General features: G+C 56.2%; 11 protein-coding genes and 1 pseudogene. 8 read left to right on the top strand and 4 right to left on the bottom strand.

Features of this window, described 5'->3' with window-relative positions:
• Position 1 precedes the first annotated feature (1 nt).
• From rfaH to HW452_RS02910, 8 genes and pseudogenes are all read left to right on the top strand, one after another.
• Positions 2–580 carry a transcription/translation regulatory transformer protein RfaH gene (gene rfaH, locus HW452_RS02945; protein WP_224104613.1) on the top strand — a complete coding sequence of 193 codons (579 nt, stop codon included), beginning with the start codon at positions 2–4 and terminating at the stop codon, positions 578–580.
• Positions 581–1,106: 526 nt separating this feature from the next.
• Positions 1,107–2,057 (top strand): tripartite tricarboxylate transporter substrate binding protein, encoded by a 951-nt coding sequence (locus HW452_RS02940; protein WP_224104612.1) that lies wholly within the window; start codon positions 1,107–1,109, stop codon positions 2,055–2,057.
• Positions 2,058–2,081: 24 nt separating this feature from the next.
• The gene (locus HW452_RS02935) at positions 2,082–2,579 is read left to right on the top strand and encodes a tripartite tricarboxylate transporter TctB family protein (RefSeq protein WP_224104611.1); all 498 of its coding nucleotides are present in this window, start codon (positions 2,082–2,084) and stop codon (positions 2,577–2,579) included.
• Between the two features lie 12 nt (positions 2,580–2,591).
• On the top strand, positions 2,592–4,148 hold the full coding sequence (locus tag HW452_RS02930; protein WP_224104610.1) for a tripartite tricarboxylate transporter permease: 1,557 nt from the start codon (positions 2,592–2,594) through the stop codon (positions 4,146–4,148).
• A 10-nt stretch (positions 4,149–4,158) separates the two neighbouring features.
• Positions 4,159–5,766, top strand: a complete 1,608-nt coding sequence (locus HW452_RS02925) for a gamma-glutamyltransferase family protein (protein ID WP_224104609.1) — start codon at positions 4,159–4,161, stop codon at positions 5,764–5,766.
• A gap of 432 nt (positions 5,767–6,198) precedes the next feature.
• A complete protein-coding gene (gene gdhA / locus HW452_RS02920) occupies positions 6,199–7,551 on the top strand; it encodes an NADP-specific glutamate dehydrogenase (protein ID WP_224104608.1) in 1,353 nt (450 codons plus the stop codon).
• Between the two features lie 152 nt (positions 7,552–7,703).
• Complete coding sequence (gene rnk, locus HW452_RS02915; RefSeq protein WP_106373301.1) at positions 7,704–8,117, top strand: nucleoside diphosphate kinase regulator; 414 nt, start codon at positions 7,704–7,706, stop codon at positions 8,115–8,117.
• Positions 8,118–8,237: 120 nt separating this feature from the next.
• Positions 8,238–8,791, top strand: a pseudogene (locus tag HW452_RS02910) (REP-associated tyrosine transposase).
• 28 nt (positions 8,792–8,819) lie between these two features.
• Here the strand turns inward: HW452_RS02910 and HW452_RS02905 are convergent.
• From HW452_RS02905 to HW452_RS02890, 4 genes are all read right to left on the bottom strand, one after another.
• Complete coding sequence (locus tag HW452_RS02905) at positions 8,820–10,061, bottom strand: hypothetical protein (protein ID WP_224104606.1); 1,242 nt, start codon at positions 10,059–10,061, stop codon at positions 8,820–8,822.
• Positions 10,058–10,810, bottom strand: coding sequence for a glycosyltransferase family 25 protein (locus HW452_RS02900; protein ID WP_224104605.1), 753 nt, complete (start codon positions 10,808–10,810; stop codon positions 10,058–10,060). The genes HW452_RS02905 and HW452_RS02900 overlap by 4 nt, the downstream gene beginning before the upstream one ends.
• A 162-nt stretch (positions 10,811–10,972) precedes the next feature.
• Complete coding sequence (cysQ, locus tag HW452_RS02895; RefSeq protein WP_425348081.1) at positions 10,973–11,731, bottom strand: 3'(2'),5'-bisphosphate nucleotidase CysQ; 759 nt, start codon at positions 11,729–11,731, stop codon at positions 10,973–10,975.
• 71 nt (positions 11,732–11,802) lie between these two features.
• Positions 11,803–12,657: a UTP--glucose-1-phosphate uridylyltransferase gene (locus HW452_RS02890; RefSeq protein ID WP_224104604.1), complete on the bottom strand. Its 855-nt coding sequence runs from the start codon at positions 12,655–12,657 to the stop codon at positions 11,803–11,805.
• Between the last annotated feature and the right edge of the window lie 10 nt (positions 12,658–12,667).

Genomic DNA, 12,667 nt, shown 5'->3' with positions numbered 1-12,667 from the left:
CATGCACCAACGCAGCACGCCTCTTGATGGTTCTGCCCCAGGCGCCTCGGCATCCGATGATGCCGAGGATGACGCTCAACGCTGCCTGGCCAACTGGTACGTTATCCAGTGCAAGGGGGGCGAGTCGTTTCGCGCCGCGCAGCACCTGACCAACCAGGGCTACGAAGTGTTCCACCCGGTGCTGGATGTCAAACGCCGCCGCCAGGGTAAACCGGTCACGGCGACCGAGCCGCTGTTTCCCTACTATCTGTTTATCCGCCTGGACCAGGTCGTCAGCAACTGGCGGCCTATTCGCTCTACCCGTGGCGTGCTGCGCCTGCTTACCTTCGGCAACACGCCCGTCTCCGTGCCCAGCGCGCTGGTGGAAGCACTACGCGCCCAGCCTCACCGCCAGGAAGGCATACACACCTACTTCAGCGCCGGGGAAAAGGTCACCATCACCGATGGCCCCTTCAAGGACCTGGAAGCCATCTTCGAGCGCTGCAAGGGGGAAGAGCGTGCCATCGTGCTGCTGAACGTGCTGCAGCGCCCCCAGCACCTGAACGTGCCGCTGGATCAACTGCGAAAGGGTAATGGCTGAGAGATAAAAGCGGGTGGCATGACGCAGTGCAGGCAGCCTTTCAGCCGCCTTTTCGGGTATCGGTTTTTCCCCATCGCCCCATCTTCAGTAAAGTTAACGCCTGTTTGCGCGCTTGAGGCACTTGATGTCTACAAAATCATCAATCGTCGATTTTTGGCCTGCGCGTGCTATTGACGTCGCTTTCTTCCTTCACCTATAGTCTAACTTCGTTAAAAAATCGATTTTCTAAAAAATAAACGATCAACGAATGCGCCATTTTCAACCGTGCCTGCGGCTCGAGATGGTCACTCGAAGTGAATTCTTGGGCTGATTGACACGCCGTTTTCAATACACGCCGAGGCCTGGCTTCAAGCGCTCACCCCGTTGACGCGCCTGAACCTTCGCGCTTGGCTGCATTGATCTGCTACGCCTCCGGTCTGCCATTTTTTCGCTCTCTTGCTTTCAAGGCTGCTCTCTCGGCGCTTGCGCCGCAGCGAGTAATGGAATGTATCGCCTTATTTACAACAACCTGCCAAAGGAAAAAACGATGACGTTCAAAACGCTGTTCACCGTGTCTGCTCTTTCAGCGGCACTTGCCCTTCCCACCTTCACCATGGCGGCCAACGAGTACCCCGAACGCCCGATCGAGTTCGTCGTGCCCTGGGGCCCCGGCGGCGCCAGCGACCTGATGATGCGCCTGGTCGGCCGGCATATGGAAAAGGAGCTGGGTCAGCCGGTGCCCATCATCAACATGCCCGGCGCCAGCGGCACCGTGGGGCTGCGCGAGGCTTCCCGCCGCGCGCCGGATGGCTACACCATCAGCCAGATCCACGAAGGCCTGCTGATTGCCCACCACTCCGGCGTGACCGAACTCAACTGGGATTCCTTCGAGCCCGTTGCCATGATGACCAGCGACGACTCCGTCATCATGGTCAGCGCCGACAGCGGCTGGGAAACCCTCGACGACATGCTCGAAGCCGTACAGGGCGAGCCTGGCAAGTACCGCATGGGGGTGACGCTGGGCGGCATTCCGCACCTGTGGGCGGTGCAGTTCGAACAGGCCACCGATACCCAGTTCGGCTACGTGGGCTATGAAGGCACCGGCGAGCGCCTGCGCGCCTTGGCCGGTGGGCATATCACCATGACCATCGAAGACTATCAGTCGGCCAAGGCCTTCATCGAAAACGGTGACGTCAACGTGCTTGCCGCCGCCACCGAAGAGCGCCTGAACGAGATGCCCGAGGTGCCCACCCTGCACGAACTGGGCTATGACCTCGAGTTCCAGGTGACCCGCGGCATCGTCGTTCCCAAGGACACCCCCGACGAGATCATCGAACGCCTGGAAAACGCGCTGGAAACCGTGGCGCAAAGCGATGAATTCCAGACCGACATCGTCAACATCGGTGGCACCGCGCGTTTCATGAACCGGGCCGATTACATCGACTACCTGGAGCGTAACGATCAATTCATCGAAGAGAACGCTCAACTGCTCGATTAATCAGCGCGCTTACAGGAGGACCTCATGGAGCGTAAGACCCCAGACGCCGCGCTAGTGCCCACGCTGCAGCTAGCCTCGTATGTGGTGCTTGCGATAGGTGCAATATTCATGGCCTCCAGGGCCGGCTCACTGCCGGCCTCTCGCTGGGAGCCCATGGGTGCCGGTACCTTCCCGCAGCTCGTTTTTTCATCCATCGCCGTCTTGTGCGTGGCGGCGTTCATCATGGAACTTGTCAAGCGCGGCATTCCCAGAACCACCCTGCAAAGCGCCTTTCAGCGCCTTGGCGCGCTGAAGAGCGTGCTGGTGAACCTGGGGCTGTTCATTGCCTACATGATCGCGATGCCGTTTGCCGGCTTCATTCTCAGCACGTTTGCCTATCTGCTGCTCGCTCAGCTGTTCCTGGCCCCCAAGCGCCCGGTCACGCTGCTGATCGTGCTGGGGGTGGCGCTGCTGTTTTCGGTCGGCCCGTACTATCTCTTCGCTGACGTGTTCAGCATCTACCTGCCCCGTGCCCAGTGGTAAACAGGTGATTTCATGATGGATGCATTCTTACTCGCCCTTGGCGGCGTCACCGAGCCCTACACGCTGATGCTGATGGCGGTGGCAACCTTTGCCGGTATCGTCGCCGCCGCCATTCCGGGCTTCACCATTACCATGGCCATCGTGCTGACGCTGCCGCTCACCTTTGCCATGCCGCCCATGCAGGGCATTGCGGTCATGCTCTCGGTCTATGTCGGCGGACTGAGCGGTGGCCTGTTCAGTGCCGCGCTGCTGGGCATTCCCGGTACCCCTTCGGCGGTGGCCACCACCTTCGATGCCTTTCCCATGGCGCGCAGCGGCCAGCCGGGCCGTGCGCTCTCGCTGGGCTTGTTTGCCTCCTTCGTGGGGTCGCTGATCTCGATCGTGGTGCTCATCGTGGCCGCCCCGCCCCTGGCGCTGCTGGCCGTCAAGCTTGGCCCCTGGGAGTACTTTGCCCTGATCGTCTTCGCCCTCACGATCATCGCAAGCCTGGTGGGTGATTCAGTGATGCGCGGGCTGATCGCCGGGCTGATCGGTATCGGCATCGCCACCATCGGCCCCGACCCGCTGATGGCCCGCGAACGCTTCACCTTCGGCTATGAGCTGCTCACGGCGGGCATCCCCTTTCTGGTGGTGCTGATCGGCATGTACGCCATGAGCCAGCTGCTGTCTGAACTCGAACCCAGCTCGTCCAGCCAGCAAGTGTCGTCCTCGTCGCTGGTCAGTGGCGACATGCGCCCGCACCTGTGGGACGTGATCAAGAGCACCCTGCGCAAGCCATTCAACATCCTGCGCTCGTCGCTTCTGGGCGTCTTCATCGGTGCCGTGCCCGGCGCGGGCAGCTCGATTTCGAACCTGGTTGCTTATGATCAGGCCAAGCGCGCTTCCAAGCACCCGGAAACCTTCGGCAAGGGTGAGCCGGAAGGCGTGGTCGCCTCTGAAGCCGGCAACTCCTCCACCGTGGGCGGCAGCCTGATTCCGCTGATTTCGCTGGGCATCCCCGGCTCGCCTGCCGATGCCGTACTGATGGCGGCGATCATGGTGCACGGAATCAGCATCGGGCCACGCCTGATTCTGGATCATCCGGATCTGGTGTACAGCATGTTCATCGCCATGGCGGTGGCGTCGTTCTTCATGCTGTTCATCGGCATCTTGATGATGCGCGCCTTCATGCGGCTTCTGAACGTGCCCAAGTACATCGTGGTGCCGGTGGTGCTGGCCTGCTGTGCAATCGGCACCTACACGCTCAACAATCGCCTCTCGGATCTGTATCTGCTGGCCGCCATCGGCACCATCGGCTACTTGATGAAGAAGCTGGACTACCCACTGGCCCCGCTCGTGCTGGGCGTGGTGCTCGGCCCCATCGCGGAAACCAATCTGCGCCGGGCCTTCCAGACCAGCGCCGACTGGAGCCTGTTCTTCACCCGGCCGATCTCGGCGCTGCTGCTGGCCCTGGCCGTGCTGTCCGTGGCCTACAGTATCTACAGCTATATTCGTCAGCGCCGCTTGCTGGCGCAGCGCGCTGAAGCGGCACAGAATGGCGCCTACCAAGATGACGTCTCTCAAGAATAAGGAATCGACCATGAATCTCGACCCTCACTACTACCCGGCGGCCTCCAGGCGCACCGTTACCTTCGGCAAGCGCGGCATGGTGGCTACCTCACAATCACTGGCGGCCCAGGTAGGCGTCAACATTCTGCGCCAGGGCGGTAACGCCATCGATGCGGCAATTGCCACCGCCGCCGCCCTTACCGTGGTCGAGCCGACCTCCAACGGTATCGGCAGCGACGCATTCGCTCTGGTATGGGTCAAGGGCAAGCTGCACGGCCTGAATGCCAGCGGCCGCGCGCCTCAGGGCATCTCCTGCGATGGCGTGCGTGAAAAAGGCCACACGGAAATGCCCGCCCACGGCCTGGTGCCGGTGACCGTTCCCGGCGCGCCGGGCGCCTGGGCCGCGCTTTCCGAGCGTTTCGGCAAGCTGCCCTTCGAAGCACTGATGGCGCCGGCCGCCGAGCTTGCCGATGAAGGCTACGCGGTACTGCCCACCGCCAGCCGACTCTGGGCCCAGGCACATACGCGCTACGGCCAGTACGATGGCGCAGAGTTCGCGCCCTGGTTCGAGCACTTCGCCCCTGACGGCCACGCCCCCAAACCCGGCGACGTATGGCGCTCGCCGGAGATGGCCAAGACCCTGCGCGCGATCGGCGACACCCGCGCGAAGGCGTTCTACGAGGGCGAGCTGGCCGACGCCATGGACGCCTTCTCGCAACAGCACGGCGGTTTTCTGCGCAAGGAAGACCTCGCTGCCTTCACGCCGGAATGGGTCGATCCCATCAGCGTGCGCTACCGCGGCCACGATATCTGGGAAATTCCACCCAACGGCAGCGGGCTGATCGCTCTGCAGGCCTTGGGCATTCTGGACGCCCTGGGCGACGAACCCCACGACCCAGTGGAGTCGGTACATCGTCGCATCGAAGCCACCAAGCTTGGCTACGTGGATGGCCTGCGCTATATCACCGAACGCGAGCACATGACGCTCAGCGTCGAGCAGATGCTCTCGGCAGGGTATCTCAAGCAGCGCAGCGAGCTGATTGGCCATGACGCCATCGACCCGCAGCACGGCAATCCGCTGCTGGGCGGCACGGTATATCTCTCCACCGCCGACGATGAAGGCAACATGGTGTCGTTCATCCAGAGCAACTTCGAGGGTTTCGGCTCGGGTATCGTCGTGCCCGGCACCGGCATCAGCCTGCAGAACCGCGGCTGGTCGTTCTCGCTGGATGAGGAGCACGCCAACGTACTGCGTCCGGGCAAGCGCACCTACCACACCATCATCCCCGGCTTCATCACCAAGGATGACCAGGCGGTCGGTCCGTTTGGCGTGATGGGTGGCTACATGCAGCCTCAGGGCCACGTACAGGTCGTCGCCAACATGCTCCAGGATCACCTCAACCCCCAGGCCGCGCTGGATCTGCCGCGCTGGAAATGGGTCGACGGCAAGACCGTGGAAGTAGAGCCCGGCTTCCCCGACCATATCGCCCAGGCCCTCGAACGCCGCGGCCACCGCATCGTACGCTGCACCGACGGCCTCACCTTCGGGCGCGGCCAGATCATCCTGCGCCACCCGGAAACCGGCATCCTCCAAGGCGGCACCGAACCCCGCGCCGACGGCGCCGTCCTCCCCGTTTGATTGAATTGCCACGCGTTACGGCAAACCGTAGCGCGTGGTAACGTTTTGCAAGGATACGAGCAAATAAGGCACCCGCGGATGGCGCCTGCCAAGGCGCCTCGATGGCGGCACCCAATCTGGCTTTTGCACCACATCGGCAGCGCTCATCGCGCTGCTTCCGCGGGTGCGCCTGACGGCTTACCACGCGCTACTGCACCAATTTCGATCACTCCTGTGGCCCAAAATCGTTTAAAAATCGTTTAAAAATCGTTAATCGAGATTCGCATTTTTTTGCGGCGTTGCGAAAAAACTTACTACTTTTGTCTAACTCCACGATATTTTTTGCCCATTACAAACCGGCATAGGGTATGCAAGAAAACGCTTCAGAAGTTAAATAATGCACAGGGCTGGCCAGCCAAGAACTTCAACTGTCATTACACGGTAGTCATATCCATGCCCTATGTTCACGACACCCTGACCCGGCTGCAGCGTAGCAGCCCGGCGCAAAGCGAGTTTTATCAAGCTGCGGAAGAAGTGCTGGAATGCCTGCGCCCGCTGTTCGAACGCTACCCGCACTATCATGACCACAGCATCATCGAGCGCATCGTCGAGCCTGAACGCCAGGTCTTTTTCCGCGTCAGCTGGATAGACGACGCTGGCCGTGTACAGGTCAACAAGGGATACCGTATTCAGTTCAACTCCGCACTCGGCCCTTACAAGGGCGGGCTGCGTTTTCATCCGAGCGTGGCCGCAGGAACCATCAAGTTCCTGGGCTTCGAGCAGATCTTCAAGAATGCCTTGACCGGGCTTTCCATCGGCGGTGGCAAAGGCGGCGCCGACTTTGACCCCAAGGGCAAATCCGACAACGAGATCATGCGCTTCTGCCAGGCCTTCATGACCGAGCTGTATCGTCATATCGGCCCCACCTGCGATGTACCGGCAGGTGACATCGGCGTCAGCGGCCGTGAGATCGGTTACCTGTTCGGCCAGTACAAACGCCTGACCGGACGCTACGAAGGCGTGCTGACCGGCAAGGGGCTTAACTGGGGCGGCTCCATGGGCCGCAAGGAAGCCACTGGCTATGGCGCGGTCTACTTCGCCCAGAACATGCTCGCCGCGCGGGGCGAAACCCTGGAAGGCAAGACCTGCCTGGTGTCCGGCGCGGGCAACGTGGCGATCTATACCATCGAAAAGCTTCTGGAGCTTGGCGCCCACCCGGTGACCTGCAGCGATTCCCGCGGCACCCTCCACGACCCGGACGGCATCGACCTTGACCTGCTCAAGCAGCTAAAGGAAGTCGAGCGTACCTCGCTTGAAAACTACCTGGAAAAGCGCCCAAGCGCCCGCTACATTCCGGCCAGCGACTACCCCAAGGATGGCCACGCCGTCTGGCAGATCAAGGCGGAGGCGGCCTTCCCCTGCGCCACGCAAAACGAGCTGACCGAAGCCGATGCGGAAACGCTTTTGGCCAACGGCGTGCGCTGTATCAGTGAAGGCGCCAACATGCCTTCTACCACCGCGGCCGTGGATCTTTTCCTCGAAGCGCAGATTGCCTACGGCCCCGGCAAGGCCGCCAACGCGGGCGGTGTTGCCACCAGCCAGCTGGAAATGGCCCAGAACAGCAGCATGGAACAGTGGCCGCTTGAAAAAGTGGATGAAAAACTCAAGCAGATCATGGCCAATATCTACCAGCAGTGCGCCTCGACGGCGGAAGAGTTCAATGACCCAACCAATTTGGTATTGGGCGCCAATATTGCCGGCTTCAGAAAAGTGGCAGACGCCATGATCGAGCAAGGCGTAATGTAATCGCCTTCCCCTGCCAGATCGCTTACACTGGCGATGGTGAACAGTCCTTCCCTTTCGGGGAGGACTGTTTTTATTGGTAGCTACAAAAATCGTTTATTTATCATTTAATTAATGTATACGATTGATTTTATTGCTTTCCAAGGAGAGTAAACATGGAGCAGCGCCCCCCGATCATTATCAACCGGCTTGATGCCGAGCGCCTGCAGCGGCTGATCGACAGCGCCACCGGCAAGGAGCTGGCCGTGGCCGAACTGCTCGAAGAAGAGCTGATGCGCGGCGAAGTGATTGACCCGGAGCTGATTCCGGATAACGTCGTCAGCATGAACAGCCAGATCCGCTTTACCGAGCTCACCCGCGGGCGCCAGATGATCCGCACCCTGGTCTACCCGCACGCGCTCGATTCCGTGGAAGACGCTATTTCCGTCATGGCGCCGATTGGCGCGGGTTTGATCGGTCTCAAGGTGGGCGATGTCATCCACTGGCCGATTCCCAACAACGCCACCGTACAGCTACGCGTGGACGCCATCCTCTGGCAGCCCGAGCGCGAAAAGCAGTTCCACCGCTGATTCATGCCGCCGCCTCGCCTGAGGCGGCCTTGCCATGCCGACAGACACTTGAGCCAAGTATGCTTCGCAAGCCATGATACGGATACCCCCATCCGGTAGCAGATATGGCAGGAGGCCCGCATGGCAACCCACCGACGCGCCCACGTACCTGGCGGCACCTACTTCTTCACCGTAGTCACCTACGCTCGCCAACCGCTGCTGGCCGATCATTTGAACATCAATGCACTCGGCCGAGCGCTGCGCCGTGTGCGGGAAGAGCGCCCGTTCGTCATGGACGCCTTCGTCCTGCTGCCCGATCACCTGCACTGCCTCTGGACCCTGCCCGAAGGCGATTCGGACTACTCCTCTCGCTGGCGGGATATCAAGAAATACGCCTCAAAAGAGTTCCTGCTCCCCCCAGGCACCCAAACCGCCTGGCAGCGCGGGTTCTGGGAGCACGTCATTCGCGACGACAACGATTGGCAGCAGCACATGGATTACATCCACTACAACCCGGTCAAACACGGCTGGGCCCAGGCACCCGGCGATTGGCAGTAGTCGAGTTTTCATCGGTGTGTAGAAAAGGGATGGTACGACAGGAGTGGGGCCGGCAGGAAATACCGGGGGGTTGCTCATTGGGGGCAAGCATAATACTCCTCCTAACCCGGCAAACTCTAATTGTGCTGTTCCCATGATTTACCGTGCGATGACAATTAAGATACGCTATGGCTTTCTAAAATAGCGCTTAATCATATTTTTATATAAAAACATTCTAGCGATATTAAAAACACCTAGCGCAAGTGGCACTAAATATAAAATAAACCAAAATTCTTCGGGTTCTGGCAACCTACTTATTATTACAAACACAAGCATGACAATTAAAAACGTCATTAAATTAATTATAAATGACAAATTTTCATATCCGCAAAAGTTTATTAAAAAAGATTCGATGACGCCTAACTGTCCAGTTGCCACATTAAAAGCAAAAATTAAAATAAAGAAGAAAACCAGCCAATAATCATTGATCAACTCCCCTAGATAAAAATATGAGAATATAAAGATAGACAACAAAGGAACAAGGAAAAAAAGTAATTTGCGTATTTTTATTTTAAGGTTCAAAACTAGTTTTCTTGAATATTCCTTATCTTTAACCATCGTTGACAAGGCAGATGCCTTATTATTAATCAGACCTCTAGGCAAAGCTGACATTGAACTAAAGACCGCTGCAGCGAAAGAGGCGACAATAGCAATCTCGCTACCTCCCAAGGCAACAAACAGTGATGGCAGGATAAAGCCCACACCACTGCTGGTAGCATTAGAAAAACCTACTATCAAACTTGAAATCGTATCTTCTTTTGATATAAGCGCTTTTCTTTTAGTTTTCGTTACCACTTTCTCCTTTGATTTTATAAAAGCTATCATGAAAGCAAAAGCCATCAGGTAGGAAGCTGAAAGAAGATTCAACACATGCTTTCCCTGTATATTCTCATTATAGAGAAAAAAAACTAAAAACATGAATACAAAAAATACAGCTACTAAAACATCGTTAACAAAAAGCTTCCAAAAACTTTTATTGAATACTAAATAACTTCTAAATACTTGGTACAGAGACGTTGTGAGTATTAGAGAAAAAATTGGCAAGGAATTAGTTACTGGAACTAAAAAAGAAGCAATTAATAACAAAACTAGAGCGATAGACCCTCCGGCAAGCAAGGAAGAGTATGCAAACCTCACAAATAAGGCTAAACTATTATCCTCTGGCATACGCTTTATTATAATCGTCGAAAAACCTATTCCTGAAACCATTACAAAAAAAGCGGCCAAGGTATACTCTGTTGAAAAGAAAATCGCTTCGTCTTTAGCGAGAAAAAAGCCTGCTAACATCAATACAAATATGCGAAATCCACCTGGCGTAGCGGCAGTAACAAACGGGAGTAATTTTTCAAAATAACAAAACTTAATCATCGTTTACTTTTCGCTCCAGCAATTATATTTCTTAATACTCCTCTTAATATTCTTGCAACAAAATAAATATTCTTTCTAGCCGGCGTTTTTCGTTCATTTTCTATTGCGCTCTCCATATTGATATAATCTTCCCAAACCAAAAGAGGCCTGACTTCCTTTACTAAAACACCTAATCTCTCATAATATGGCCAATCGTCTAATACGCTGTTAATTTCTTCTGATATCGATAATAGCTTCTTTGCTCCTTCAGGAGTTATTATATAACCAACAGTACCCGATGGCCAAGTTTTAAACCCCCGACCGACTAAAAACTCACCAACCTTTTCACTTATTTTAAGAGGCTCTAGAAAGTGATATAAGCTCTTATTACGATAATCTTTCTTTGAATGCCCCAATATCAATACATCATAACTCACTTCTGACAAGCTTAACCTATTCAAAAAATTAACAATTTTTTTATCTATAAGTGCATCATCTTCAAAAATTACACTTGCCTTGTTTGATAACACTACTTTCTCCCATATAGACTTATGACTTAAGTAACAGCCAACTTCGCCTCTTGATAGCTCTTTGCCATAATTTTCCTTAACAGACTGCTGATTTACATAGGCATTATGGTCATCTTTTAATACAACAGCATCGACATATTCGAAATTTAGCGAACTTTTTAACATTTGTTCTTCTATAGATGCTATTCTTTTAGAATCTCGCATCGTTAAAACATAAATGCAGTAATGATTAAAGCTCATAAAGCCTATCCCTTATGTAATAAAAAACTAAAATATTTAACTTATTACTTATAACATGCTTAAATAATTTATAAAAACAACCCCACTACATCTGATTAATTTTTGCTAAATATAACGGTTTTTATAAAAAATTAAAATATTATTACTATCTATTTTCTTGCATTAGCAACCCCATACTATAAAGCTCGGATTAAGGGCTGTGGCTGGGGTAGAGTAACCCAATGGCTTTCCTTCCAAGGTGACAACCCGGCCACCGGCCTGCTCGACCACGGCCTGGGCGGCGGCGGTGTCCCATAGGCTGGTGGGCCCCAGGCGGGGATAAACGTCGGCACTGCCTTCGGCGATGATGCCGAACTTGAGCGAACTGCCCATGGGCAGGGTATCGTGCGGGCCTAGCTGCTTCAGCCAGCGCTCGAGATTCGGGTGGGCGTGAGAGCGGCTGCCCATTACCCGCCATTTGGTGCCCTCGGCAGGCCTTCCAGCCACGCGGATAGAGTGCCGGCCGCGTTCATCCACCTTGAACGCCCCTACCCCGCTGGCGGCGATATACGCCACGTCGAAGACCGGTGCCAGCACCACGCCCAGCACTGGCTGGCCCTGCTCGATCAGCGCGATATTGACAGTAAACTCATCGTTACGCTTGACGAACTCCTTGGTGCCGTCCAGTGGGTCCACCAGCCAGTAGCGTCCGTTGGCATCTGGCCCGGTGAACGCCTCCCCGCCCTCCTCGGAGAGAATGGGAATGGAGGAATCGAGCGCGTTGAGCCCTGCCAGAATGACCCGGTTGGCGGCGTTATCTGCCGCGGTGACCGGGCTGTTGTCGGCCTTGATATCGACCTCGAAGTCTTCGGCATAGACGCGCAGAATGGCCTCGCCCGCCTCGCGGGCAATATCGAGTACCTGATCGAGCAACTGATCCATGAAATACCTCACGGTGGAAAACAAGAAGCCGCCAACGAGGGCGGCTTCCTGCTCAAGCGGATGGGTAGCGCTTAAAGGTCGTAACCGGCCTCGCGCGCCAGGGTAGTGTTCGCCTGCAGCCAGCCTTCGATATGCCCGCAATCAAACGTACGCCCCTGCATGCGAAAAGCCTGAACCTGCTTGCCTTCCTGCATCAAGCGGTCGATGGCGTCGGTCAGCTGGATTTCGTTACCCGCGCCCGGCGGCTGGTCGCGCAACAGTTCCATGACGCGGTAAGGAAGAATGTAACGGCCGATGACCGAAAGGCGCGAAGGCGCGTCTTCGGGCTTGGGCTTTTCCACCACGCCGCGCATGTCGGCGCTTTCGCCGGCGCTGGGCTCGTCGCAGTCCACGATGCCGTAGCGGTAGACATCTTCCTGGGGTACCGCTTCCACCATGATCTGGGCGGCGGTGCTTGCATCCCACAGCTCGACCATACGGCCCAGGTCACAGGTGGAGCTGTTTGCCTGGGGCTTGACCAGCACATCCGGCAGAATGACTGCAAACGGCTCATCCTGGCCCAGCAGGTGGGCGGCGCAGTACACCGCATGACCAAGGCCCTGGGCGTTGGGCTGACGCACGCTGGTGATCTTCAGCTCCGGCGGTGCGATGGCCGCCAGGGTAGCGAGAAGCTCATCCTTGCCTTTGCTGGCCAGGGCATCTTCAAGCTCTGCGTGGGCGTCGAAGTGGTCTTCAATGGATGACTTGCCCGAACGAGTCACCAGGACGATTTCGTTGATCCCGGCTGCCAGCGCCTCTTCCACCACGTGCTGAATCAACGGGCGGTCGACAACGGGCACCATCTCCTTAGGAATGGCCTTGCTGATGGGCAACAACCGCGTACCAAAACCGGCTACTGGAATAATCGCTTTACGCACCTGCGTCATTACTTATTTC

The sequence above is a fragment of the Vreelandella aquamarina genome, assembly GCF_020075495.1.
Lineage (GTDB): Bacteria > Pseudomonadota > Gammaproteobacteria > Pseudomonadales > Halomonadaceae > Vreelandella > Vreelandella aquamarina_A.
The sequence above is the reverse complement of the archived record's forward strand: the minus strand, read 5'-3'. Positions and strand labels throughout refer to the sequence as shown.